The organism is Micromonospora sp. LH3U1, from assembly GCF_028475105.1.
Taxonomy (GTDB): domain Bacteria; phylum Actinomycetota; class Actinomycetes; order Mycobacteriales; family Micromonosporaceae; genus Micromonospora.
Window position 1 is genome coordinate 6,010,620 of the sequence record NZ_CP116936.1, and the last position, 24,667, is coordinate 6,035,286.

General features: G+C 71.1%; 25 protein-coding genes. 13 read left to right on the forward strand and 12 right to left on the reverse strand.

From position 1 onward, the window contains the following. The first annotated feature begins 65 nt into the window (after window positions 1-65). Window positions 66-3,824, forward strand: coding sequence for a multifunctional oxoglutarate decarboxylase/oxoglutarate dehydrogenase thiamine pyrophosphate-binding subunit/dihydrolipoyllysine-residue succinyltransferase subunit (locus tag PCA76_RS27510; protein ID WP_272613348.1), 3,759 nt, complete (start codon window positions 66-68; stop codon window positions 3,822-3,824). Between the two features lie 152 nt (window positions 3,825-3,976). Next, window positions 3,977-4,156, forward strand: coding sequence for a DUF6104 family protein (locus tag PCA76_RS27515; RefSeq protein ID WP_272613349.1), 180 nt, complete (start codon window positions 3,977-3,979; stop codon window positions 4,154-4,156). Window positions 4,157-4,196: 40 nt separating this feature from the next. Here PCA76_RS27515 and PCA76_RS27520 read toward each other — a convergent pair whose 3' ends face one another. Then, window positions 4,197-6,365: a bifunctional polysaccharide deacetylase/glycosyltransferase family 2 protein gene (locus PCA76_RS27520; RefSeq protein WP_272613350.1), complete on the reverse strand. Its 2,169-nt coding sequence runs from the start codon at window positions 6,363-6,365 to the stop codon at window positions 4,197-4,199. Next, window positions 6,358-7,011 carry a hypothetical protein gene (locus PCA76_RS27525; RefSeq protein WP_272613351.1) on the reverse strand — a complete coding sequence of 218 codons (654 nt, stop codon included), beginning with the start codon at window positions 7,009-7,011 and terminating at the stop codon, window positions 6,358-6,360. Before PCA76_RS27525 ends, PCA76_RS27520 begins: the two co-directional genes overlap by 8 nt. A gap of 153 nt (window positions 7,012-7,164) precedes the next feature. Here PCA76_RS27525 and pta point away from each other — a divergent pair, with 153 nt between their 5' ends. Both pta and PCA76_RS27535 read left to right on the forward strand, forming a co-directional pair. Continuing rightward, window positions 7,165-9,234 (forward strand): phosphate acetyltransferase, encoded by a 2,070-nt coding sequence (pta, locus tag PCA76_RS27530; RefSeq protein ID WP_272613352.1) that lies wholly within the window; start codon window positions 7,165-7,167, stop codon window positions 9,232-9,234. Then, window positions 9,231-10,346, forward strand: a complete 1,116-nt coding sequence (locus PCA76_RS27535; protein WP_272613353.1) for an acetate/propionate family kinase — start codon at window positions 9,231-9,233, stop codon at window positions 10,344-10,346. Before pta ends, PCA76_RS27535 begins: the two co-directional genes overlap by 4 nt. 26 nt (window positions 10,347-10,372) lie before the next feature. Here PCA76_RS27535 and PCA76_RS27540 read toward each other — a convergent pair whose 3' ends face one another. Then, window positions 10,373-10,540 (reverse strand): hypothetical protein, encoded by a 168-nt coding sequence (locus tag PCA76_RS27540; protein WP_272613354.1) that lies wholly within the window; start codon window positions 10,538-10,540, stop codon window positions 10,373-10,375. A gap of 156 nt (window positions 10,541-10,696) precedes the next feature. On the opposite strand from PCA76_RS27540, the gene PCA76_RS27545 reads away from it, so the two are divergent. Both PCA76_RS27545 and PCA76_RS27550 read left to right on the forward strand, forming a co-directional pair. Beyond that, a complete protein-coding gene (locus PCA76_RS27545) occupies window positions 10,697-11,593 on the forward strand; it encodes an alpha/beta hydrolase family protein (protein ID WP_272613355.1) in 897 nt (298 codons plus the stop codon). A gap of 26 nt (window positions 11,594-11,619) precedes the next feature. Further along, on the forward strand, window positions 11,620-12,165 hold the full coding sequence (locus PCA76_RS27550) for a nucleotidyltransferase domain-containing protein (RefSeq protein WP_272613356.1): 546 nt from the start codon (window positions 11,620-11,622) through the stop codon (window positions 12,163-12,165). Here PCA76_RS27550 and PCA76_RS27555 read toward each other — a convergent pair. Beyond that, the gene (locus tag PCA76_RS27555; RefSeq protein ID WP_272613357.1) at window positions 12,047-12,508 is read right to left on the reverse strand and encodes a MerR family transcriptional regulator; all 462 of its coding nucleotides are present in this window, start codon (window positions 12,506-12,508) and stop codon (window positions 12,047-12,049) included. The genes PCA76_RS27550 and PCA76_RS27555 overlap by 119 nt on opposite strands. A 90-nt stretch (window positions 12,509-12,598) precedes the next feature. Here PCA76_RS27555 and PCA76_RS27560 point away from each other — a divergent pair, with 90 nt between their 5' ends. Beyond that, window positions 12,599-13,648, forward strand: coding sequence for an aldo/keto reductase (locus tag PCA76_RS27560; RefSeq protein WP_272613358.1), 1,050 nt, complete (start codon window positions 12,599-12,601; stop codon window positions 13,646-13,648). A gap of 88 nt (window positions 13,649-13,736) precedes the next feature. After that, entirely contained in the window at window positions 13,737-14,705 is a 969-nt protein-coding gene (locus PCA76_RS27565) for an alpha/beta hydrolase family protein (RefSeq protein ID WP_272613359.1), read from the forward strand. 3 nt (window positions 14,706-14,708) lie between these two features. Here PCA76_RS27565 and PCA76_RS27570 read toward each other — a convergent pair whose 3' ends face one another. The 3 genes from PCA76_RS27570 to PCA76_RS27580 form a co-directional block, all read right to left on the reverse strand. After that, the gene (locus PCA76_RS27570) at window positions 14,709-15,671 is read right to left on the reverse strand and encodes a zinc-binding dehydrogenase (protein WP_272613360.1); all 963 of its coding nucleotides are present in this window, start codon (window positions 15,669-15,671) and stop codon (window positions 14,709-14,711) included. Between the two features lie 36 nt (window positions 15,672-15,707). Next, the gene (locus tag PCA76_RS27575) at window positions 15,708-16,886 is read right to left on the reverse strand and encodes an NAD(P)-dependent malic enzyme (protein WP_272613361.1); all 1,179 of its coding nucleotides are present in this window, start codon (window positions 16,884-16,886) and stop codon (window positions 15,708-15,710) included. A gap of 142 nt (window positions 16,887-17,028) precedes the next feature. Next, window positions 17,029-17,379, reverse strand: a complete 351-nt coding sequence (locus tag PCA76_RS27580) for a S24/S26 family peptidase (RefSeq protein WP_272613362.1) — start codon at window positions 17,377-17,379, stop codon at window positions 17,029-17,031. 84 nt (window positions 17,380-17,463) lie between these two features. Between PCA76_RS27580 and sodN the strand changes: the two genes are divergently transcribed. From sodN to PCA76_RS27595, 3 genes are read left to right on the forward strand one after another with little or no spacing between them, the layout of a single operon-like run. Continuing rightward, window positions 17,464-17,868 (forward strand): superoxide dismutase, Ni, encoded by a 405-nt coding sequence (gene sodN, locus PCA76_RS27585; RefSeq protein ID WP_272613363.1) that lies wholly within the window; start codon window positions 17,464-17,466, stop codon window positions 17,866-17,868. Further along, window positions 17,865-18,386 carry a GNAT family N-acetyltransferase gene (locus tag PCA76_RS27590; protein WP_272613364.1) on the forward strand — a complete coding sequence of 174 codons (522 nt, stop codon included), beginning with the start codon at window positions 17,865-17,867 and terminating at the stop codon, window positions 18,384-18,386. Before sodN ends, PCA76_RS27590 begins: the two co-directional genes overlap by 4 nt. A 32-nt stretch (window positions 18,387-18,418) precedes the next feature. Beyond that, entirely contained in the window at window positions 18,419-18,826 is a 408-nt protein-coding gene (locus PCA76_RS27595; protein WP_272613365.1) for an ATP-binding protein, read from the forward strand. Between the two features lie 24 nt (window positions 18,827-18,850). Here the strand turns inward: PCA76_RS27595 and PCA76_RS27600 are convergent, their stop codons facing one another. Further along, window positions 18,851-19,240 carry a hypothetical protein gene (locus PCA76_RS27600; RefSeq protein WP_272613366.1) on the reverse strand — a complete coding sequence of 130 codons (390 nt, stop codon included), beginning with the start codon at window positions 19,238-19,240 and terminating at the stop codon, window positions 18,851-18,853. Window positions 19,241-19,283: 43 nt separating this feature from the next. On the opposite strand from PCA76_RS27600, the gene PCA76_RS27605 reads away from it, so the two are divergent. Next, window positions 19,284-20,234 carry a diacylglycerol/lipid kinase family protein gene (locus PCA76_RS27605; protein ID WP_272613367.1) on the forward strand — a complete coding sequence of 317 codons (951 nt, stop codon included), beginning with the start codon at window positions 19,284-19,286 and terminating at the stop codon, window positions 20,232-20,234. A gap of 450 nt (window positions 20,235-20,684) precedes the next feature. Next, a complete protein-coding gene (locus tag PCA76_RS27610) occupies window positions 20,685-20,942 on the forward strand; it encodes a WhiB family transcriptional regulator (protein WP_007072794.1) in 258 nt (85 codons plus the stop codon). A 73-nt stretch (window positions 20,943-21,015) separates the two neighbouring features. On the opposite strand, the gene PCA76_RS27615 is transcribed toward PCA76_RS27610, so the two are convergent. From PCA76_RS27615 to PCA76_RS27630, 4 genes are read right to left on the reverse strand one after another with little or no spacing between them, the layout of a single operon-like run. Then, a complete protein-coding gene (locus PCA76_RS27615) occupies window positions 21,016-21,828 on the reverse strand; it encodes a sirohydrochlorin chelatase (protein ID WP_442930168.1) in 813 nt (270 codons plus the stop codon). Next, window positions 21,810-22,571, reverse strand: a complete 762-nt coding sequence (locus PCA76_RS27620; RefSeq protein WP_272613368.1) for a phosphoadenylyl-sulfate reductase — start codon at window positions 22,569-22,571, stop codon at window positions 21,810-21,812. Before PCA76_RS27620 ends, PCA76_RS27615 begins: the two co-directional genes overlap by 19 nt. Further along, window positions 22,568-22,729: a hypothetical protein gene (locus tag PCA76_RS27625; RefSeq protein ID WP_272613369.1), complete on the reverse strand. Its 162-nt coding sequence runs from the start codon at window positions 22,727-22,729 to the stop codon at window positions 22,568-22,570. The genes PCA76_RS27620 and PCA76_RS27625 overlap by 4 nt, the downstream gene beginning before the upstream one ends. Next, window positions 22,726-24,438, reverse strand: coding sequence for a nitrite/sulfite reductase (locus tag PCA76_RS27630; RefSeq protein ID WP_272613370.1), 1,713 nt, complete (start codon window positions 24,436-24,438; stop codon window positions 22,726-22,728). Before PCA76_RS27630 ends, PCA76_RS27625 begins: the two co-directional genes overlap by 4 nt. Window positions 24,439-24,667 lie beyond the last annotated feature (229 nt).

Here is a 24,667-nt window from a genome sequence, read left to right on the forward strand (position 1 = left end):
CTAATCGGGCGCGAGGGACACACCGCGTGCCACACAAACCCGCGTGAAAGAGGCGATTACCGGCCGTGTCGACCCAGCAGACTTCGCAGGAGAACCCACTAGCGGGTTTCGGCCCGAATGAGTGGATCGTCGAGGAGATGTACCAGCGCTACCTCGCCGACCCAACGAGCGTCGATTCGGCCTGGCACGACTTCTTCGCCGACTACCGCCCGGCGCCGGGCGCAGGCACACCGCGTGGGGCCGAGGCGTCGGACAAGCCGGCCGCCCCGCCGGAGCCGGACGGCCAGCCGGAGGCAGCCGCCAAGGTCAGCCAGCCGAGCGCCACGGCGCAGCCGAAGACCACGAGCAAGCCGGCCGCCGCCCAGTCGGCACCGGCCAAGCCCGCCGCCGCGCCCACCACGGCCAAGGCCGCACCGGAGAAGGCCACACCGGCCAAGCCGGCCGCGAAGCCCGACGCGTCGAGTGCCGACGGCCCGCAGACCACTCCGCTACGCGGTGTCGCCGCGAAGATCGTCCAGAACATGGACGCCTCGCTGAGTGTGCCGACCGCGACCAGCGTTCGCGCGGTCCCGGCCAAGCTGCTGGTGGACAACCGCATCGTGATCAACAACCACCTCGCCCGAGGGCGCGGTGGCAAGGTCAGCTTCACCCACCTGGTCGGCTACGCGATGGTCCGCGCGCTGGTCCAGCACCCCGAGATGAACAACTCCTTCGCCGAGGCAAACGGCAAGCCGGCGGTGGTCCGCCCGGCACACGTCAACCTCGGCATCGCGATCGACCTGGCCAAGCCGGACGGCAGCCGCAACCTGGTGGTCCCCTCCATCAAGGGCTGCGAGAAGATGGACTTCCGGCAGTTCTGGCAGGCGTACGAGGACGTGGTCCGGCGGGCGCGGCGCAATGAGCTGACCATGGACGACTACTCCGGCACCACGATCTCGCTGACCAACCCGGGCGGCATCGGCACAGTGCACTCGATGCCGCGGCTGATGCAGGGGCAGAGCGCGATCATCGGCGTCGGCGCGATGGAATACCCGGCCCCCTACCAGGGCATGTCCGAGACCACCCTGGCCGAGCTGGCCGTCAGCAAGATCATCACGCTGACCAGCACGTACGACCACCGGATCATCCAGGGCGCGCAGTCCGGCGAGTTCCTCAAGGTGATGCACGAGCTGATCCTTGGCGAGCACGGCTTCTACGACCAGATCTTCACCTCGCTGCGCATCCCGTACGAGCCGGTGCGGTGGATGCGCGACGTGGCGGTCAACTCCGAGGGCCAGATCAACAAGACCGCCCGGGTGCACGAGCTGATCCACGCGTACCGGGTGCGCGGTCACCTGATGGCCGACACCGACCCACTGGAATTCAAGATCCGCAAGCACCCCGACCTGGACGTCCTCCAGCACGGGCTCACCCTCTGGGACCTGGACCGCGAGTTCCCGGTCAACGGCTTCGCCGGCCGGCAGCGGATGAAGCTGCGCGAGATCCTCGGCGTGCTGCGCGACTCATACTGCCGCCGCGTCGGCATCGAGTACATGCACATCCAGGACCCGGAGGAGCGGCGTTGGGTCCAGGAGCGGATCGAGCGCAAGTACGAGAAGCCGGCCGCCGACGAGCAGAAGCACGTCCTCAACCGGCTCAACGCCGCCGAGGCGTTCGAGACCTTCCTGCAGACCAAGTACGTCGGCCAGAAGCGCTTCTCGCTGGAGGGCGGCGAGTCGCTGATTCCGCTGCTCGGTGAGGTGCTGGAGTCGTCCGCCGAGAACGGGCTGGACGAGGTCGTCATCGGCATGGCCCACCGGGGTCGGCTCAACGTGCTGGCCAACATCGTCGGCAAGCCGTACGAGAAGATCTTCTCGGAGTTCGAGGGCCACCTGGACCCGCGTTCGACGCAGGGCTCCGGCGACGTGAAATACCACCTGGGCCAGAACGGCAAGTTCACCACCCCCGACGGCGAGCACGCGGTCAAGGTGTCGGTGGTGGCCAACCCGTCGCACCTGGAGGCTGTCGACCCGGTGCTGGAGGGCATCGTCCGGGCCAAGCAGGACCGGATAGACCTCAAGCTGGAGGGCTACACCGTGCTGCCGCTGGCAGTGCACGGTGACGCCGCCTTCGCCGGACAGGGTGTGGTCGCCGAGACGCTCAACCTGTCGCAGCTGCGCGGCTACCGCACCGGTGGCACCGTGCACGTGGTGGTCAACAACCAGGTCGGCTTCACCACCGCCCCGGAGTACAGCCGATCCAGCCTCTACAGCACCGACGTGGCCCGGATGATCCAGGCGCCGATCTTCCACGTCAACGGCGACGACCCGGAGGCCGTGGTCCGGGTGGCCCGGCTGGCCTTCGAATACCGGCAGACGTTCAACAAGGACGTCGTGATCGACATGGTCTGCTACCGCCGGCGCGGACACAACGAGGGCGACGACCCGTCGATGTCCAACCCCCAGATGTACAAGATCATTGATTCGAAGCGCTCGGTGCGCAAGCTCTACACCGAGGAGCTGATCGGTCGCGGCGACATCACCGTGGAAGACGCGGAAGAGCTGCTGCGTGACTACCAGGCGCAGCTGGAGAAGGTCTTCAAGGCCACCCGGGACGCCGCCTCGGCACCACGTCAGCTCAACCGGCCGCGCCGCGAGGAGGAGCCGGAGCCGCAGGTCGACACCGCTACCGATGTCTCCGTGGTGAAGGCGATCGGCGAGGCGCACGTCAACCTGCCGGAGGGCTTCACCCCGCACAAGCGGATCCAGCAGTTGCTCGACCGGCGGGCCAAGATGTCCGTCGAGGGCAACATCGACTGGGGCTACGGCGAGATCATCGCGCTCGGGTCGCTGCTGCACGACGGGATCACCGTCCGGCTGGCCGGGCAGGATTCCCGGCGCGGCACGTTCGTCCAGCGGCACGCCTCGGTGGTCGACTCCCGCACCGGCGACGACTACCTGCCGCTGAAGTCGCTCACCGGCGATGGCGAGCGCTCCCGGTTCTTCGTGCACGACTCGCTGCTCAGCGAGTACGCGGCGATGGGCTTCGAGTACGGCTACTCGGTGGAGAACATCAACGCGCTCGTCGCCTGGGAGGCCCAGTTCGGCGACTTCGTCAACGGCGCCCAGTCGGTGATCGACGAGTTCATCTCCTCCGGCGAGGTGAAGTGGGGCCAGCGCTCCGCCATCACCCTGCTGCTCCCGCACGGCCACGAGGGCCAGGGCCCGGACCACACGTCCGGCCGGCCGGAGCGGTTCCTGCAGATGTGCGCCGAGGACAACATGCGGGTGTCCATCCCGACCACTCCGGCGAACTACTTCCACCTGCTGCGCCGCCAGGCCCTGTCGCCCAAGCGCAAGCCGCTGGTGGTGTTCACGCCGAAGTCGCTGCTGCGGCACAAGCTCTGCGTCTCGTCGGTGGAGGACTTCACCACCGGCACCTTCCAGCCGGTGCTGCAGGACACGGCTGCCCCGGCACCGGAGGCGGTGAAGCGGGTGCTGCTCTGCTCCGGCAAGGTCTACTACGACCTGTTCCAGGCCCGCCAGGATCGCGGCGTCACCGACACCGCGATCATCCGGATCGAGCAGCTGTACCCGCTGCCGGTGGAGGAGATCCGGGCCGCCCTCGCGCAGTACCCGAACGCGGAGGACTTCGCCTGGGTGCAGGAGGAGCCGGCCAACCAGGGCGGCTGGTCGTTCGTGGCGCTCAACCTGTTGGAGCACCTCACCGACGTCCGGCTGCGCCGGATCTCCCGCCCGGCGGCGGCGGCCCCGGCGGTCGGCTCCGCCAAGACGCACGAGGTGGAGCTGAACGCGCTGATCGAGGCAGCCCTCCCCCGCCCATAACCTGCCCGCCGGTCCCGTTCCCCGCCCCGCGGAGAACGGGACCGCCCCCTTTCCCCCGCCGATCTAGGGCTTATCGTCGTGTTCGGAGATCGATTGACCGCCACGTGCCCTAGATCGGCGGGGTCCCGGTGCCGACGTAAGAGGACGTAGTCATGTACTTCACCGATCGTGGGATCGAGGAACTGGTCGAGCGTCGGGGTGACGAGCAGGTTTCCCTGGAGTGGCTGGGCGAGCGGCTGCGGGACTTCGTCGACCTCAATCCCGAGTTCGAGACGCCGATCGAGCGCTTCGCCACCTGGCTGGCTCGCCTTGACGACATCGACGAGGACTGAGGAGCCACCCGGTGGCCGGTGGCGCGGCGGGAGTTGAAAGCTAACCCGCGGTCCGGGAGGCAGCCGGTTCCAGGCCGGTGCGCCGCAGTTTCTGCCAGCCCAGCCGGCCGCCGGTCAACGCGGTGACCACCGCCTGGATCATCACCAGGTACATCAACTGCCGGTAGACGAACTGCTGGAGCGGTAGCACCCACAGAACCCCCAGCTTCTCCCGGTCCAGCCGGAACGCCACCACTGCGGTGACCAGCTGCACGCCGAGCATGACCAGCCAGGCAACCGCCGTGGCGGTCCGGTCGAGGAAGAACAGGCCGTACAGGGCCAGCAGGTCGATCACCGGCGCGAACAGCGGCAGCAGCACCCCGAAGAGGCTGAGGAAGAACAGGCAACGCCGGGTGAACCGGCCCGACGCGCCCCGGTCGAACACGGAGCGGCGATGCTTCCACATCGCCTGCATGGTGCCGTAGCTCCACCGGTAGCGCTGTTTCCAGAGCTGGCCGATGCTCGTCGGCGCCTCGGTCCAGGCGCGGGCCGTCTCCTCGTAGACGACCTTCCAGCCGGCCCGGCCGAGGGCGATGGTGATGTCGGTGTCCTCGGCCAGGGTGTCATCGGTCATCCCACCGGCGTAGCGCAGCGCCTGCCGCCGGAAGGCGCCGATCGCCCCGGGCACCGTCGGCATGCAGCGCAACGTCTCGTAGAGACGCCGGTCCAGGTTGAACCCGATGACGTACTCGATGTGCTGCCACTTGGCGATCAGGCTGCGCCGGTTGCCGACCTTCACGTTGCCGGCCACCGCGCCCACCTGCGGGTCCGCGAAGGGCTGCACGAGCCGGCGGACGGCGTCGGGCTCGAAGACGGTATCCCCGTCGACCATCACGATCAGGTCGTGCCGGGCCAGCGCCACGCCGGTGTTCAACGCGCTGGGCTTGCCGCCGTTGGGCTTGCGGACCACCCGGACGTTGGGCAGACGGAGTGCGTCGACGATGTCCGCGGTCCCGTCGGTGGAGCCGTCGTCGACGACGAGAACCTCGATCCCGCCGGGATGGTCGCCGCCGGCCAGTGAGCGGACCGCCGCGGCGATCCCCTCCTTCTCGTTGTACGCGGGGACGATGACCGACACCGGGGCGGTGACCGGCGGCCCCCACGTCCAGTCCTTGGCTCGACGGCGGCGGGCGTGCCGCCCGGCGAGCAGGAACAGCACGACGGTACGTCCCAGCGTGAGCACGCCGACGACCACGAAGAGGATCCCGAACGCGTTCAGCACGTGGTCGGCGCCCCGCACCGCCCAGACCAGCATCCGGCCGCGCCAGCGGTCCCCGGCGGCGGCGGCCGCACCGGAGTCCACCCGGTGGTCGACACCTGCGGCGGTGAAGGCGAGGTTCACTCCCTCGGTAGCGGTGACGAAGCGGTATCCCCGTTCCTTCATCATCGGGATGAAACGGTCGAGGGCGGCGACGGTCTGTGCCCGGTCGCCGCCGGCGTCGTGCCAGAGGGTGATGGCGCCCGATGTGCCGTTCGGGGTCGCATTCTCGACGATCTTGTCTACGCCGGGCAGCGCCCAGTCCTGACTGTCGGTGTCGTTGAGCACCGTCAGGTAGCCCAGGTCGCCGGCGGCGGTCAACACCGGCCAGTCCTCGTTGTCGATCGCGTCGGCATGCGAGGAGTACGGGAACCGGACCAGCGAGGTGCGCACGCCGGTGACGGCTGCCAGGGCGAGCTGCGTCTGGGCGTACTCCAGGTCTCGCCGCCATCCGGACAGTTCGGCGAGGTCGGGGTGGGTGAACGTGTGCACACCGAGCTCGTGGCCTCTGCCGACCAGGTCCCGGGCCACGTCGGGGTGCCGGGCGGCCTGTGCACCCAGCACGAAGAACGTGCCCTTGACCTGGTGGTGGTCCAGGACGCGCAGCACCTCGGGGGTCCAGACCGGGTCGGGGCCGTCGTCGAAGGTGAGCGCGATCGTCCGGTCCGGCAGCCGGTAGGAGCGGACCTGCTCGCTGTTGGCGCTGATGATCGGTCCGCCGGTCACGATCGAGGTGGGGACGTCGCGTTGCCCCCGGTTGCTGTGCTGGTGGTCCGGGGTGAAGGACGCGTTGGCGTACGCGTTGACGAGGAGCACGCAGGCCAGGACGGTCAGCAGCATGCCCAGCAGGATCCAGCGCGGTGGTGGTACGGCCCGGCGGCGACGGCCCAGTGGGATCGGCGGCTCAGCCATCGGCGGGGTCGGCCTCGTCGGGCAGGTCGTCGGGGGCGGCGGGCGGGGGCGGCGGGTCCTCGGTCGAGGGTGAGACGGCGGGCGTCGGCGCCACCGAGACGGTCGGCGTCGGCCTGGGCGGGGTCGGCGCGCTGGCGGGGCTGCCGCTCGGCGAGCGGGTGGCGCTCGGTGACCGGGTGGGGGCGACCGAGCGGGGGGTAGCCGGGACGACGGTGGGGGCCATGGTGGCCGCCGGCGTACGGGGGACGGCCGTCGACGGCTCGGGGACGGTGGTGATCGCCTCGGTCTGCGGCGACTGGGACCGTTCAGGCTGCTCGGCCTCGTCCACGAAGGGGAGCACCGTGTGCGGTTCCACCATGCCGCCGGCGAAGCTGACAGCCACCAGCCCGGTGTAGATCAGGCCCAGCAGACCGGCTGCGTATGCGAGCCAGCGCAGCCGGGAGCGGCGTCGGCCGCTGGGGTCGACGAACACCGGCGGCGGCCGGGATACGGCGGCGATCAGCGCGGTGGGGTCGTCGGGCCGGCTGATCAACGTGGTCGGCTCGTCGATCGGTGCCGCCGGTCCGGCCGGGGCCCCGCCGACCATGCCTGTGGGCGCCGACCTCCCGGTCGGCGTATCGTCGCTGCTCACGCGCCCGGCAGTCATGGAACGGGAGTCTAGACATGAGACTTTCTCGGTTCTCTTCTCGTTCAACAGATGAGACGCCGACCGCACCGTCGGACCCGCCGGCGAGGTTGCCGCGACCAGCAGGGTCGTTGGACCCGGGCGGGTCAGGCGGTGATCTTCTAGGGTGGGGTTGTGGCTCGCAGCGTGTATCTGACCAGCGTCGGTTCGGGCGGGGGCAAGTCGACCATCGCCCTCGGGTTGGCGGAACTGCTGTCCCGCCAGGTCGGGCGGATCGGCGTGTTCCGGCCACTGGTGGCCGACACCGGCCCGGACCCGATCCTCGCCTTGCTCAGCGAGCGTTACCGGGTCGAGGTGCCGCTGGCTGAGCTGGCCGGGGCGAGCTACGCCGAGGCCGCAGCGCTGGTCGCCGACGGCCGGCGCGAGGAGCTCATCTCCGCGGTCGTCGAGCGCTACCGGGCGGTGGAGCGGCAGTGCCCGGCGATGGTCGTGGTGGGCAGCGACTTCGACGACCCGGGCGACCCGGCCCATCCCCGGGAGTTGGCCTTCAACGCCCGACTGGCTACCGAGTTCGGCAGCGTGGTGGTGCCGGTGGTGGACGGCTTCGGGCAGGAGCCAGCCGCGGTCGCGGCGGCGGTCCGTGGGGCGTACCACGATCTGGCCGACCTGGGTGCGACGGTGCTCGCGGTGATCGCCAACCGGGTGCCCGGGCCGATGACGCTGCCCGACCTGCCGGTGCCCGCGTACGCCATCCCGGAGGTGCCGAGCGTGTCGGCGCCGACGGTGGCCGAGGTGGCGGCGGCGCTCGGCGCCACCCTGCTGGCCGGTGACGACGCGGCACTCAGCCGGGACGTGCTGGACTTCGTGGTCGGCGCGGCGCATGTGCCGACCCTGCTGGGCCACCTCACCGAGGGCGCCCTGGTGATCACCCCCGGGGACCGGGCCGACCTGCTCGTCGCCGCGAGCGCCGCGCACGTGGCCGGTCAGGTGTCGGTGGCCGGGCTGGTGCTCACCCTCGGCGAGCAGCCCGACCCCAGGGTCATGCGGCTGGTGGAAGGGCTGAACACGGGGTTGGCGGTCCTGTCCGTGCGGACCGACAGCTACGACACGGTGGCCGCGTCCAGTCGCATCGAGGGTCGGCCCAGCGCGGCCAATCCCCGCAAGGTGGAGGCCGCGCTGGGCGCGTTCGAGCGTTGCGTGGACACCGACGACCTGGCCCGCCGGCTGCGGGTCAGCCGGTCGGCGCGGGTCACCCCGCTGATGTTCGAGAACGAGCTGATCGACCGGGCCCGCTCGCAGCCCCGGCACCTGGTGCTGCCGGAGGGCACCGAGGAGCGGATCCTGCGCGCGGCGGAGATCCTGCTCCGTCGTGGGGTGGCCGAGCTGACGCTGCTCGGCCGGCCGGACGACATCGCCCGGCGGACCCGCGAGCTGGGCATCGACCTCGGCGACGCGCACGTCGTCGACCCGGTCACCAGCGGGTGGCGGGACGACTTCGCGGCCGAGTACGCCCGGCTGCGCGCCCACCGGGGCATCACCGCCGAGTTGGCGCACGACATCGTGGCCCAGGCCAACTACTTCGGCACGCTGATGGTGGCCACCGGACGGGCCGACGGCATGGTCTCCGGCGCCACGCACACCACCGCCGCGACCATCCGACCGGCGTTCGAGATCATCCGTACCGTCCCGGGGGTCTCGGTGGCGTCCAGCGTCTTCTTCATGCTGCTCGCCGACCGGGTGCTGGTCTACGGCGATTGCGCGGTCAACCGCGACCCGGACGCCGCCCAGCTCGCCGACATCGCGATCTCGTCGGCCGACACCGCCGCCCGGTTCGGCATCGAACCCCGGGTGGCCATGCTGTCGTACTCCACCGGCAGCTCCGGCGAGGGCGCGGACGTGGAGAAGGTCGCCACGGCCACCGCGCTGGTCCGGGAGCGCCGGCCCGACCTGCTGGTCGAGGGGCCGATCCAGTACGACGCGGCGATCGACCCAGCGGTGGCGGCGACGAAGCTGCCGGGCAGCACGGTCGCCGGTCGGGCCACGGTCTTCATCTTTCCGGACCTGAACACCGGCAACAACACGTACAAGGCGGTGCAGCGCTCCGCCGGGGCGGTCGCCGTCGGCCCGGTCATGCAGGGCCTGCGCCGACCGGTGAACGACCTGTCCCGTGGCGCCACCGTGCCGGACATCGTCAACACCGTGGCGATCACCGCCATCCAGGCGGCCACCGAGGAGGCCTCATGAGTCGGGTGCTGGTGCTCAACTGCGGGTCGTCGTCGGTGAAGTGGCGCCGCTACGACGGCGACCGGGTGCTCGACCAGGGCACCGTCGAGCGGATCGGTGAGCCTGGCGGTGGCCCGGCGGACCACACCAGTGCCGTCCGGCAGATCCTGGATGGGCTGGACCTGACCGGGCTGGCGGCGGTGGGGCACCGGGTGGTCCACGGTGGACGGAAGTTCACCGCCCCGGTGCTGGTCGACGACGCGGTGCTCGCCGCGATCAAGGACCTGGTGCCGCTCGCCCCGCTGCACAACCCGGCCAACCTGGCCGGCATCGAGGTGGCCCGCGCGGCGCTACCGGACGTCCCGCAGGTTGCCGTCTTCGACACCGCGTTCCACCACACCCTGCCGGAGGCCGCCGCGACGTACGCGATCGACCGGGACACCGCCGAGCGGTACGGCATCCGCCGGTACGGCTTCCACGGCACCTCGCACGCGTACGTGTCCCGCCGCACCGCCGAACTGCTGGGCCGCCCGTACGAGCAGCTCAACACGATCACCCTGCACCTGGGCAACGGGGCCAGCGCCTGCGCGGTCGCGAACGGTCGCAGCGTCGCCACCTCGATGGGCATGTCCCCGTTGGAGGGGCTGGTGATGGGCACCCGCAGCGGCGACCTGGACCCGACCGTGATCTTCCACCTGCGCCGGGAGGGTGGGCTGTCGGTGGACGACATCGACGACCTGCTCAACCACCGCAGCGGCCTGCTGGGAATGACCGGCGTCAACGACATGCGCGAGGTGCTCCAGCGCCGGGCGGCCGGGGACCCGGCAGCGGAGCTGGCCTTCGACGTGTACTGCCGGCGCATCACCGGATATGTCGGTGCGTACTACGCGCTGCTCGGCCGGGTCGACGCGATCACCTTCACCGCCGGAGTCGGTGAGCATGCGGCCCCCGTCCGGGCCGCCGCGCTGGCCGGCCTGGGGCGGCTGGGCATCGCCGTGGACGAGGCCCGCAACGACGGCGACGGCGACCGGCTGATCTCGCCCGAGGGCGCCGAGGTGAGCGTCTGCGTCATCCGCACCGACGAGGAACGGGAGATCGCGCGGGAGGCCCGGGACGTGGTCGGCGGCCGCTGACGATCGGACGGTGCGGGCCCGAATGCCTAGGCGAGCCAGGCGACGAGAGCCACCACCAGCACGACGGCCGCCACCGCACCGACGATCAGAGGGGTGCGGGACGGGGCCTCCGCCGGCGCTGCGGCTTCCGGCGTCTGGCTGAAGGCGCGGAACGCCTCGGTGTTGCCACTGGGGTCGGTGTAGTTGTCAGGCATGCCGGTGACCCTAGCGAAACCGGCTCCGCTGCACCGCCCCCGGCCCACGTCGTCCCGGGTTGGACCCGGCCGGCGGAGGTGAACCGCCCGGGTGGCGGGTGCGGCTGGGCCGGACGGTGGGGTGGCTACGCCCACCCGGGCACCTACCGTGGAACGATGGGGGCGGCACGGCTGATCGCCGTACTGGTGACGGCTCTGCTGGCTGGCTGCGCGCCGGCCACGGCCGTGGCGGGCGGGTCCAGCGGGCCGCCGTCGGCGCGTCGAGCGCCCGAGGGGTCGTACGCCGTCGGCGTGCGTACGCTCACCCTCGATCCGCGCTCGGCGCGCCCCCTGCCGGTGACGATCTGGTATCCGGCGTCGACCGACGGGGTGGCCGCCGGGCGGTTCCCGGTGGTGGTCTACAGCCACGGGCTGCACAGCCGGCCCGACCTGCACGCCGGCCTGACCACCCGCTGGGCGGCGGCCGGTTTCGTGGTGGCCGCTCCCGCGTTCCCGCACACCCGACAGGGTGCCGCCCACTTCACCCGGGCCGATGTGCGCAACCAGCCCGCCGATGGTTGGCGGCTGATCCGACACCTGGGCCGCCTCGACCGGGACCGCGAGGATCCGCTCGCCGGCCACCTGGACCTGACGTCGGTCGCGGCCGCCGGACACTCGGCGGGCGGCTTCACCACCTCCGGGATGTTCAGCGAGGGGCACCCGACCCGATTGCGTTCCGGGATCGTGATCGCCGGGGGTGGGTTGCCGGGCAGCTTCGCCGGGCCCGCCGCACCGGTGCTCTTCGTGCACGGCACGGCCGACGCGGTGGTGCCGGTGACGGTCGGGCGGGCGGCGTACGGGCGTACCCCCGGGCCGGCCGCGTTCCTCAGTCTGCTCGGGCAGGACCACGGCGCGTACCTGACGCCGGGCAACCCGGGGTTCGCCCCGGTCCTCGCCACCACCACCGACTTCCTCCGCTGGACTCTCTACGGCGACAAGGCGGCCGGTGCCCGCCTCCCCGCCGACGCCCGCACCGCCACGCTGACCAGCTACGAGTCCCGGCCAGCCCGCTGATGCCGCCGCGCCGGTACGGTGGCCCGGTGGACGATCTCGCGCACCGCCAGTTCGCGAGCATCGCCGAGGTGGTCGCGGTGACCGGGACGGCCGACATCCCGGTGTGGCTGCGCGGTGGCTGGGCGATGGACTTCCACCTCGGCACGGTGACCCGCCCCCACGTCGACGTCGACTGGTACTGCTGGCGGGAGGACGCGGACCGGCTGGCGGCCCTGCTGCTGGCCCGGGGCTGGCGCCCCGACCCCCGGATGCCGGTCGAGCTGCAACTGGACCTGTTCATCGCCGACGTGGAGGTCAGCTTCGCGTACCTGGGTCGGGACGACGCCGGTCGACCGACGGTGGGTGCCGGGTCCTGGGCCGGCACCCCGCTGCCGGCCGGGATGCTGGACGCGCCACCCGGCCGGATCGGCTCGCTGAGCGTGCCGACGATCTCGGTGGCGGCTCAGATCGAGTTCAAGCAGATGTACCCGGTGTGGATGCCGGAACGTCCCCGCCGACCGAAGGACGCCGACGATCTGGTTCGGCTGGGCGCTGGTCCTGATCGAGCAGGTCCTCGTACACCCCGACCTTGAAGGTGATCAGGTCCAGGCACTGGGTGAGCCTGCCGATCTGGTCAGTGACGCGCACGTGGTGTTCGAGGAGAAGCGCGAGGCGTTCCTCCTCGTTACCGGCGCCTTCCCGGACGAGGTCGGCGTACCGGCGCAGCGCGGGAAGCGGCATCCCCGAGGCGCGGAGAATGATGCAGACGGTCAGCCAGTCGACGTCATCCTGGCTGTAGATGCGACGCCCGCCGGATCCGCGGCGTACGGGGCTGACGAAGACGCCCTCCTGCTCGTAGAAGCGGAGTGCGTGCACGCTCAAGCCGGTGCGTTCGGCGACCTGTCCGATGCTCAGAGTCGCGGTGACCTCAGCCATGCCGAGCAGGATAGCGAGGGTTGACCTAGAGCCGACTCTAGCTCCTAGGGTGCGCGCAGATCGCTACTGAATCAGCCAAGGAGCATCGGCATGCGCTATCGCACCCTCGGCGGCACCGGCATCGAGGTGAGCACCCAGTGTCTCGGGACCATGATGTTCGGTGCCGTCGGCAACCCCGACCACGACGACTGTGTCCGCATCATCCACATGGCTCTCGACCAGGGCATCAACGTCGTCGACACCGCAGACATGTACGGCGGCGGTGAGTCCGAACAGATCGTCGGGAAGGCGCTGCGGGGGCGCCGGGACGACGTCGTACTCGCCACCAAGGTGCACTTTCCGATGGGCGAAGGCCCCAACCAGGGTGGCAACTCGCGGCGTTGGATCCTCAAGGCGGTCGAGGGGAGCCTCCGGCGTCTGAACACCGACTGGATCGACCTCTACCAGGTCCACCGTCCCGACCCCTCGACCGACATCGAGGAGACGCTCTCGGTGCTCACCGACCTTGTCCGCGAGGGGAAGATCCGCGCCTTCGGCTGCTCGACGTTCCCCGCCGAGGAGATCGTCGAGGCGCACCAGGTTTCCGAGCGTCGCGGGCTCGGGCGGCTGCGCACCGAGCAGCCGCCGTACTCGATCCTGGCCCGCGGGGTCGAGACCTCCACCCTCCCGGTCTGCCAGCGCTACGGCATGGGAGTGCTGGTCTGGAGCCCTCTCGCCTTCGGGTTCCTCAGCGGCAGATACCGCAGGGACCAGCCCATCGACCTGTCGACCGGGCGTGCGGTACTCCGGCCGGCACAGTTCGATCCCGCTATCGCCGAGAACGCCGCCAAGCTCGACATCGTCGAGCAGCTCGTCGACCTCGCCGCAAGCATCGGCTGCACGCTTCCGCAGCTCGCCATCGCCTTCACCGTGGCCCATCCGGCCGTGACCTCGGCGATCATCGGACCGCGGACCATGCAGCAACTGGAGGATCTGCTCAAGGGCGCCACGCTCACCCTGGACGATGCGACCCTCGACCGGATCGACGAGATCGTGCCGCCCGGGACGAACCGGTACAACCCCAACGCCGCCTTCCCTCCGCGTTCACTGACCGACACCGCACGGCGGCGGCGCCCCCTCGCCGAACGCGCCGCGGCCTGAGGCCGGCTGCGCAGCGCCCGGTGATCGGGCGGGCACAGCGCGCCGAAGGATGCCGGTCGGGCCGGCCGGAGGAGGCACAATCTGATTCATGTCGCGTCGCGCCACTTCCGCACTGATCGCCAGTACCGTGCTCATGGCCGGTCTGGTCGGCTGCTCAGCGGCCACCCGCCCGAGCGAAAGCTGGCAGACGCCGCCGGCCGAGCCGAAGCCCGCCGCCACGCCGACACCGCAGGTCCCTGCCGGGACCGCCCCGCAGCGCGCCTTCGCGGTCGGCGTACGCCAACTCAAGCTGGACCGGGACGGCCGTGCGCTGCCGGTGACGCTCTGGTACCCGGCGGCCGGGGAGGCCGGCGGTGCGGCCAAGCGGTCGGCCTCGGCCGCGAGCGGCCGGTTTCCGGTGGTGATGTTCAGCCATGGCCTCGGCGGCCGACCGGACGACTACGCCACGCTGCTGACGCGGTGGGCGGCGGCGGGTTTCGTGGTGGCCGCGCCGACCTTCCCGCACACCTCCCGGGGCGCGGACGGCAACGTCCTCGATGTGCTCAACCAGCCGGCCGACGTGTCGTACGCGTTGGACCAGGTGTTGGCGTTGGACGGCAAGGCCGGCGACTCGTTGCGCGGCCGGTTGGACGCCGACCGGGTGGCCGCGGCCGGGCACTCGGCGGGCGGGGTGACCACCATCGGCCTCTTCACCGCCAGCCGCGACGAACGGCTGGACGCGGGCGTGGTGTTCGCCGGCACGGCGCTCGGTGTGGGCACCGCGTTCGCCGGCGCGTCCGCACCGCAGCTGTTCGTGCACGGGGAGCTGGACGAGGTGGTCGAGTACGCGGCGGGTAAGGCCGCGTACGACAAGGTGCCCTGGCCGAAGGCGATGCTGAGCCTGCCGAAGGGCGACCACGGACGGGCGCTGCTCAGCGACGGCGCGACGCTGCGGGTGGTCTCGGACACGTCCGTCGAGTTCCTCCGTTGGTCGCTGTACGGCGACGCGGCGGCCAAGAAGCGCATCCACACCGACGCGACGCGCGGCGACATCGCCACCTTCGACGACCACCTGTAGCCGTCAGGCCTCGTGGTCGATGACGATCTTGCCGAAGGCGTCGCCGGAGTGCATGCGCGCGAAGGCGTCCTCGACCCGGCTGAACGGGATGACGCTGTCCACCACCGGGCGCACCTCGTTGTCGGAACAGAACGCCAGCAGCTCGTACAGCTCGCCGGGCGTGCCCATCGAGGTGCCCAGGATCTCCAACTGCATCGCGAAGACCCGGCGCAGGTTGACTGCCGGTTCGTGCCCGGCGGTCGCGCCGGAGACCACGATCCGGGCCATCGGCGCGGCCGACTTCAGCGAGTGGTCGAAGGTGGCCGCGCCGACCGTCTCGATCACCACGTCGACCCGTTCGGGCAGCCGGGCGCCGGGTTCCACGGCGGTGGCGCCGAGGGCGGTGATCCGTTCCCGCTTGGCGGCGTCGCGGCTGGTCGCGTACACCCGCTTGCCCATCGCGACGGCGAGCGCGACGGCCGCGGTGGCGACGCCGCCGCCCGCGCCCTGCACCAGCACGCTGTCCGCGTCCGCGACGCGGCCCTTGGTGGTCAGCATCCGCCACGCGGTCAGCCAGGCCGTGGGCAGGCACGCCGCGTCGGTCGCCGCCATGCCGTCGGGCAGCGGGATCAGGTTCGATCGGGGTACGGCGACACGCTCGGCGAGCGTCCCGGAGAAGTGCTCGGAGAGGATGGAGACGCCGCGCGGGTCACCCGGAGTGACCACCACCGGGTACACGACCACCGGGCGCCCCTCCGGGTCCAGCCCGACCGCGTCGCAGCCGAGGATCATCGGCAGCTGGGCCTCGGTCAGCCCCACCCCGCGCAGTGACCAGAGGTCGTGGTGGTTGAGCGAGGTGGCCCGCAACTGCACGGTCACCCAGTCGTCGGCCGGATGGGTCGGCTCGGGCTGCTCACCGACGGTGAGCGCGGCGAGCGGATCGGCGTCGTCGAAGCGGGAGGCGAAGGCGGCACGCATGATCGGCACGGTAACAAGCTGAGCGCCCGTTAAGAAGTGCTGGCCCTACCTGCGGGCGACGCCGTCACGGCGGGCGGCTTCGGCGACCGCCTCGGCGACGGCCGGCGCGACGCGCGGGTCGAGCGGAGATGGGACGATCGCGTCCACGGTCAGCGACTCGGCCACCACACCGGCGATGGCGTCCGCGGCGGCGACCTTCATCGCCTCGGTGATCCGGGTGGCGCCGGCGTCCAGCGCACCGCGGAACACCCCCGGGAACGCCAGCACGTTGTTGATCTGATTGGGGTAGTCACTGCGTCCCGTGGCAACCACCGCGACGTGCCGGGCGGCCACCTCGGGGTGCACCTCCGGGGTCGGGTTCGCCAGCGCGAAGACGATCCCGCCGGGTGCCATTCCGGCCACTGCGGTCTCGGGGATCTGCCCACCGGAGACCCCGATCAGCACGTCCGCGTCGCGCAGGGCCTCGGTGATGTCGCCGCGGCGGCCCTCCGCGTTGGTGCTCGCCGCCAGCTCGGCCTTGGTGCCGGTCAGTTCGGTGCGGTGCGACCCGATGATTCCCTTGGAGTCGCAGACCACCACCTGGTCGGAATTGACGCCCCCGGCGACCAGCATCTTCGTGACGGCCACGCCGGCCGCGCCCGCGCCGCTCACCGCCACCCGCAGGTCACCGAGTTTGCGGTTGAGCAGGGTGGCGGCGTTGCGCAGCGCGGCGAGCACCACGATCGCGGTGCCGTGCTGGTCGTCGTGGAAGACCGGGATGTCCAGCGCCTCGTCGAGTCGCCTCTCCACCTCGAAGCAGCGCGGCGCGCTGATGTCCTCCAGGTTGATCCCGCCGAACGAGGGGGCCAGCGCCCGCACCACGGCCACGATCTCGTCCACGTCCTGGGTGTCCAGACAGATCGGCACCGCGTCCACCCCGGCGAACTGCTTGAACAGCACCGCCTTGCCCTCCATCACCGGCAGCGCGGCGCGTGGGCCGATGTTGCCGAGCCCGAGCACCGCCGAGCCGTCAGTGACCACCGCGACCGTGTGCGACACCCAGGTGTAGTCGTCCACCAGGGTGGGGTCGGCGGCGATCGCCTCACACACCCGGGCCACCCCCGGGGTGTACGCCAGGGAGAGATCTTCCCGGCTGGTGAGCGGCACGGTCGAGGTGACGGCCATCTTGCCGCCCCGGTGCAGCAGGAAGACGGGATCAGCGGGGTCCACGGTGGACGAAGACATGGTGGTGACTCCAGGATCTGTCGAGCAGACGGGGCGGCCGGCCCGGCCGCGAGGTGGGCGGCGAGCGGTGGCACGCGGTGCGGGGGGTCACCCGGGCACTTCCGAGCATAGTGTCGGCACTGCTGCTCGGATGTGAGCAGGGTCATAACCGGCGACGAGGAACCCGTCCGGGGCGCGGCCAGTAGCGGGCCACCACCCTCCCCCGCACGTCGGCCACTCCGTACGCCCGGGAGTCATCGGTGATCAGGTCGTTGTCACCATGCAGCCACCAGCCGCCGTCCTGCGGCCGGACCGCCCGCTTCACCACCAGCAACTCGGGCCGGGTCCGGAAGACCGCGACCACCACATCTCCGGGTCGGATCGGGCGACCACCGGGGCGAACCAGCACCGCGTCGCCGTGCCGCAGCGTCGGCGCCATGGACGGTCCGGTCACCAGAACTGCGGTGAGCGGCCTCCGCAACCGGGCGGCCTCAGCCGGGTGATCGGTGGTCATTGGTTTCACCTCCACCCGGTTCGGGGAGCACTCCCAGGAGTAATGTCGCCTTTGATCATCGCAAACTTCCCATGGAGGATCCCGATGCGACTTCCGCGCATCCTTGCGCCCCGCGTCACCGCGAGCGCTCACTGCGACCTGCCGTGCGGTGTCTACGATCCGGCTCAGGCTCGGATCGAGGCCGAGTCGGTCAAAATGATCTGCGAGAAGTACCAGGCGAACACCGACCCGGAGTTCCGCACCCGCTCCATCATCATCAAGGAGCAGCGCGCCGAGTTGGTCAAGCACCACCTCTGGGTGCTCTGGACCGACTACTTCAAGCCGCCGCACTTCGAGAAGTACCCGAACCTGCACAGCCTGTTCAACGAGGCCACCAAGCTCGCCGGCGCCGGTGGCGTCAAGGGCAGCCTCGACCCGGCCACCGCCGACAAGTTGCTCGCGAAGATCGACGAGATCTCGAAGATCTTCTGGGAGACCAAGAAGGCGTGACCTCACCCGTCACACCAACGATCCGGCCGGCACGTCCCGAGGACGTGCCGGCCGTCGTCGCCATGGTGCACGAGCTGGCGGAGTACGAACGTGCCCCCGACCAGTGCCACCTGACCGTCGAGCAGTTGACCTCGGCCCTCTACGGTCCCGCTCCGGCGCTCTTCGGCCACGTCGCGGTGGACCAGCACGACGAGCCGATCGGCTTCGCGCTGTGGTTCCTCAACTTCTCCACCTGGGCCGGCGTGCACGGCATCTACCTGGAGGACCTCTACGTCCGGCCGGCTGCCCGGGGCACCGGGGCGGGTCGACTGCTGCTCGCCACCCTGGCCGACATCTGCGTACGACGCGGCTATCGGCGGCTGGAGTGGTGGATGATCGACTGGAACCCGGCCGCCGGGTTCTACGCCTCGATCGGCGCCGAGCAGATGAGCGAGTGGATCCCCTACCGGCTCAGCGGCGACGCGCTCCGCGAGCTGGCCGACCATGCCACCACCGCCGGCACGCGTACGGGCGACTGACCGGGTAGAGTCCCCGACCGGGGGGATGAGGCGTGACTCAACTGACTGGCCAGCCAGCGATCGACGACGACGTGGTGCACCTCACGGTGCCTGCGGACGGCGGTTACCTCAGCGTGCTCCGCACCGCCACCGCCGGTCTGGCGGCCCGGTTGCAGTTCGCGCTCGACGAGATCGAGGATCTGCGGATCGCGGTCGACGAGGCGTGCGCCATGCTGCTCGCGATCGCCACCCGCGACGCCGAGCTGGAGTGCCGCTTTGCCGTCACCGAGGACGCGTTGAGCGTCGAGGTGACCGTGCCGACCGTGCGCGGTGCCACGCTCCCCGCCGAGGCGTCCTTCGCCTGGAAGGTGCTCACCGCGCTGACCACCTCGGCGTCCGCCACGGCCACCGATGGTCGGGCCACCATCGCGCTGCTCACCCGCCGCTCCGGCGGTTACTGACCGGCACAGCGCCCGCCGGCACCGTCACTCGAAGCCGAGGGCCCGGGTCGTCGGAGGGCTGACCAGCAGCCAGCCCACACCCAGGCCGAGCGCCATCAACGGCACGCCCAGCCAGCCCAGCCCAGCCTGGATCATGAACCACCCGATCGGCAGCAGCATCAGCTGAAGCACGATCGCGGGGGCGCGTGCGCCCGCCTGACGGCGCAGCAGCGCACGGCCCAGCGCCCAGAGCGCGACCGCCGCACCGATGGCGAACGCGGTCACCAGCAACGCCGACGGAAGATCGGTGATGGTGGCCGTGAGGTCGGACCAGACCAGCCAGGCGGCGATCAGCCCGACGGCAGCCGCCTCCGCCCACAGCAGCCGGACCGCCCAGCGGAGCGTGACGGGTAACGGGGCCGAGTCGATGGTCACGCGCGCCACGATACCCGGGCTTCTGAGAGGTAAAGTGCCGCCCATGCGGGCCGTCCTGGTGGTCAATCCAAAGGCCACCACCACCAGCGAACGCAGCCGGGACGTGCTTGTCCGGGCGCTGCGCAGCGAAGTCGACCTCAGCGTGCGCTACACCCGCCGACGCGGGCACGCCATGGCGCTGGCCCGGGAGGCCGCCGCGGAGGGGGTCGACCTGGTCGTCACCCTTGGTGGCGACGGCACCGTGAACGAGGTGGTGAACGGCCTGATGACGGCCGACCCCCCGAGTCGCGCCGACGACGCCCCGATGGCCGAGCGACTGCCCGCGCTGGCGACCGTCCCGGGTGGCTCGACCAACGTGTTCGCCCGCGCGTTGGGCCTGCCCCGGGAGTGGCCGGAGGCGACCAGCATGATCCTCGAAGGGTTGCGGCTGGGCCGGAGCCGGACGGTTGGGCTGGGCCGCGCGGACGACCGCTACTTCACCTTCTGCGCCGGGTTCGGGCTGGACGCCGCGGTGATCCACCGGGTGGAGCAGGCCCGGCGCAAGGGCCGGGTGTCCACGCCGACGCTCTATCTGCGCTCGATCATGAACCAGTACTTCCTCGCCTCGGACCGGCGCCATCCGGCGATCGTCCTGGAGCGTCCGGGCGAGCCGGAGGAGGCCGAGCTGGCCACCGTCATCATCCAGAACACGGCACCCTGGACGTACCTGGGCGACCGGGAGGTCAACCCGAACCCGGCGGCGTCGTTCGACCTCGGGCTGGATGTGCTGGCGTTGCGTCAGCTCCGGGTGGCTAGCACAACACGGACCGTGACGCAGTTCCTGTCTCGGCAGCCGAATCCACGCGGTCGGCAAGTGTTACGACTCCATGACACGCCGGAGTTCACGCTGGTCTCCGGCCGTCCGCAGGCGTTCCAGCTGGACGGCGACTATCTCGGCGAGCGGGAGAAAGTCAGATTCACCTCCGTTCCCGCCGCACTGAGAGTAATCTGCTAGGTCTCGGGGTACTGCCTCAGGTCGACACGGTGGTCACAACCGCATCGACACGGTCGCGCCACACCGAGGGGCAGGTGCCGGAAATGTCAGCAATGTCACGCGCACTGTACTATATTGATCCTCGACTGTGGCACGGCGGGTAACCAGGAAAGCACTGGAACCCGGACAAATGGGTTGTGGGCTTGCTCACCGCTCGGAGTTTTTCCGAGCGTCACCCTTGACATCGTGAATGTTCGTGAAAGTATTCACAAGCGAACTTGAGTTACCGGGACATTGCCTGGATATGCTCGTCAGGTTGAGCTCTTCCAGCAGGTCCCCGGCGCGAACCGCCTGCTCACGCACTGCCGAATGGACAGACGCTAACTGTCACCACCGGCACTGCGGATGCATATAGGAAAAGCACGACAAGCAATTGTTTGCCACCCATCCAGAATGAGGAGTGTTGCCGCCATGGACTGGCGTCACCATGCTGTCTGCCGCGACGAGGACCCGGAGCTGTTCTTCCCAATCGGGACGTCCGGACCGGCTCTCCTGCAGGTCGAGCAGGCCAAGGCCGTCTGCAGGCGCTGCTCCGTGACCGACCAGTGCCTGCAGTGGGCACTCGAGTCTGGTCAGGACGCCGGCGTCTGGGGCGGAATGAGCGAGGAGGAGCGGCGCGCTGTCAAGCGGCGCGGCGGCCTCCGGGTGCTGCGCGCTCACTCCGCCTGATCCCCAACGACACAGCTGTACGCCCCGGTGGGTTCGCCCACCGGGGCGTTCCGCTGTCCAGCACCGGAACAGGTCAGCCCACCGGTGCCACCACGTGCCGGCCGGGCGGGTCGTCCACCCGGCGCAGCACCAGCTCGACCAACTCCGGCGCATCGGTCAACGGCGCCGCGACCGCCACCGCACCGGCCACCCGGGCTGCCTCGGCCACCGCGTCGTGGAACAGGCCCGGCGCCAGGAAGTACGCCGACACCGCGACCCGGCGTGCGCCGGCCGCCCGCAGCCGGGACACCGCCACGCCGGCCGCCGGTGGAGCCGCCGAGGCGTACGCCACCCGGCAGGGCACCCCGAACTCCACGCCGAGCGCGTCCGCGACCCGGCCCACCGAGCGGCGTGCCCGCGCATCCCGGGTCCCGGCCGCGGCCAGCACCAGCGCGTCGAAGCGGCCCGGATGCGCCTCACCGAGCCGACGGCGCAGCCCGGCCAACAGCCCGAGATCGACGGTTCCGTCCGCCGGGCCGAGCACATCGGTCACGCGTACCGCCAGCGGTGGCCCGGCCTGCGCCGCCGCGACGATCGCCGCCGGAATGTCCACCCGATGGTGGTACGCGGCGGTCAGCAGCAACGGCACCAGCACCGCCCGACGGTGACCGGCCACAGCCAGGTCGCGCAGCACCTCGGCCGGCCCCGGCTCGGTGTGGTCCAGCCAGCTCGCCCACACCGGGGTGCCAGGCCGGGCCGCCGACATGGCCCGGGCCAGCGCCCGGGTGGCATCCGCCGCTCGTGGATCGCGGCTGCCGTGCGCGACAAGCACCACCGGGTCCGCCCCGCCGGCCGCACCGGGGCCGGTCGGGGTCGTCGCCGGGGAGGTCAGACGTGCAGCCCGCACTCGGTCTTCTCGAACATGGCCCACCGGCCGGCCCGCGCGTCCTCGCCGGCCTTGGTCCGGCGGGTGCACGGCCAGCAGCCGATCGAGCCGTAACCCTGCTTGAACAGCTCGTTGACCGGCACGTTGAAGCGGGCGATGTAGGCATCCACATCCCCCTGTGACCACGCCGCGATCGGGTTGACCTTCACCCGGCCGCGCCGCGCGTCGAAGGTCACCACCGGCGTGTTGGCCCGGGTCGGCGACTCGTCCCGACGCAGGCCCGCGGCCCAGGCGTCGTACCCGGTCAGCGCCCGCTCCAGTGGCTCCACCTTGCGCAGCTGACAGCAGTCGTCCGGCGACTTGTTGAACAGCCGGGGGCCGTACTGGCCGTCCTGCTGGCCGACGGTGAGCCGGGGTCGGATCGAGCGGACGTTCACCGGCAGCGTCCGGGCAACCTCGTCCCGCACCCGTAGCGTCTCGGGGAAGTGCAGGCCGGTGTCGAGGAAGACCACGTCCACCCCCGGGGCCACCCGGGACACCAGATGGGCCAGCACGGCGTCGGCCATCGAGCTGGTGACGCAGAACCGGTCACCGAAGGTCTGCGCCGCCCAGCGGGCGATCTCCAGTGCCGGGGCGCCCTCCAGGTCCCGAGCCGCCTGCTCGGCCAGGGCCCGCAGCTCGTCCGGGCTGCGCCGGGCCGGGTCGGCCGGCGTCGGAACATCCGGGCCGACCAGGCCCAGGCCTGCGGCGGAGACGAGGCTCATCGGGTCACCGACCGCGAGAGCAGCCCGGTGAACTTCACCGAGAAGACCCGGGTGCAGGCGTGGCACTCCCAGGCGCCGTGCCCCGCCTCGTGCGGCCGCAGGTCCTCCTCGCCGCAGTACGGGCAGTACAGAGGTGCCGCTCGGTTCTCGCTGCTCATCGCAGTTCCTCCTCGTCGACTCTGATCACCCAGTTGGCGAACGTCTCGCCCTCGCTCCGACCGGCCAGGTAGCGGCGGGCCAGCCGTTCCACGTACTCCGGAAGGTCCTCGGCGGTGGTCTTCAGGCCACGCAGCTTGCGGCCGAAACCGGCGGTCTGCCCCTGGGCCATGCCCAGCCCGCCGCCCAGGTGCACCTGGAAACCCTCCACCTGCCGACCGTCCGGGCCGACCACCAACTGGCCCTTGAGCCCGATGTCGGCCACCTGGGTGCGCGCGCACGCGTTCGGGCAGCCGTTGATGTGGATCGAGATGTCCGCGTCGAAGTCGCGCAGCCGCTGCTCCAGCCGGGCCACCAACTCCTCACCGCGGGCCTTCGTCTCGACGATGGCCAACTTGCAGTACTCGATGCCGGTGCAGGCCATCGTGCCCCGCCGCCAGGCCGACGGCCGAGCCTCCAGGCCGATCCCGCGCAGCGCGTCGACCAGCGACTCCGTCCGCTCCGACGGCACGTCGAGCACCAGCAGCTTCTGGTACGGGGTGAGCCGCACCCGTTCGCTGCCGTGCGCCTCGACCACGTCGGCCAGTTGGGTGAGCTGCGCGCCGGACACCCGCCCGACCACCGGGGCGGCACCCACGTAGTGCCGCCCGTCGGCCTGCTCGTGCACACCAACGTGGTCGACCGGCTTCGCCGGCAGGATCGGCGCCGGGCCGTCGAGCAACGTACGGCCGAGGTAGTCCTTCTCCAGGACCTCGCGGAAACGCTCCACGCCCCAGTCGGCCACCAGGAACTTCAGCCGGGCACGGTTACGCAGCCGGCGGTAGCCGTAGTCGCGGAAGATCCCGACCACCCCGGCCCACACGTCCGGCACCTCGGTCAGCGGCACCCAGACGCCGAGCCGCTGGGCGAGCATCGGGTTGGTGGCGAGACCGCCGCCGACCCAGACGTCGAAGCCGGGGCCGTGCTCGGGGTGGTCGACGCCGAGGAAGGCGATGTCGTTCGACTCGTACGGGGTGTCCACCAACCAGGAGATCGACGTCTTGAACTTGCGGGGCAGGTTGGAGAACTGCTTGTCCCCGACGTACCGGGCGACGATCTCGTCGACCGCCGGGGTGGGGTCGAGCATCTCGTCGCGTGCCACCCCGGCGACCGGGCTGCCCAGCACGATCCGGGGGCAGTCGCCGCACGCCTCGGTGGTCTGGAGGCCGACCGACTCCAGCCGGCGCCAGATCTCCGGCATGTCCTCGACCCGGATCCAGTGGTACTGGATGTTCTGCCGGTCGGTGATGTCGGCGGTGTCCCGCGCGAACTCCCGGGAGATGTCCGCGATCACCCGCAGCTGGGCCAGGCTGAGCTGACCGCCGTCGATGCGGACGCGGAGCATGAAGAACTCGTCCTCCAGCTCGTGCGGCTCCAGCACGGCGGTGCGCCCGCCGTCGATGCCCGCCTTGCGCTGGGTGTAGAGGCCCCACCAGCGGAACCGGCCGCGCAGATCCTGCGGGTCGATGGAAGCGAAGCCGCGGTGGGCGTAGATGTTCTCGATTCGGGCCCGGACGTTGAGCGGGTCGTCGTCCTTCTTGATCCGCTCGTTGGGGTTGAGGGGCTCGCGGTGGCCGAGCGCCCACTGACCCTCACCCCGCGGCCGGCGTGGCGCCCGGACCGGGCGGGCCGTCGGGTCCTCGGAACGGGCCGGGATGCTGCTGACCGCCATCGCGGCGTCCTCCGTTGTCTGCTGTGCCTCTGGGCACGCGCGGGGCGCGGCGGCCAGCCCCGGGAGCGGGCGGGACAACGGTGTCTGAGACAGCCGGCGCAGAGCGCGCCCGAGACGGATTGGTCGGGCGTCGTCAGTAGGCCGGACAGATCGCGCTGCGGACGCGGCCGTAATCGACGTGGCGACGGGCCACGAAGCGGCGGATGACAGCGGCGGTCATGGGCCTATG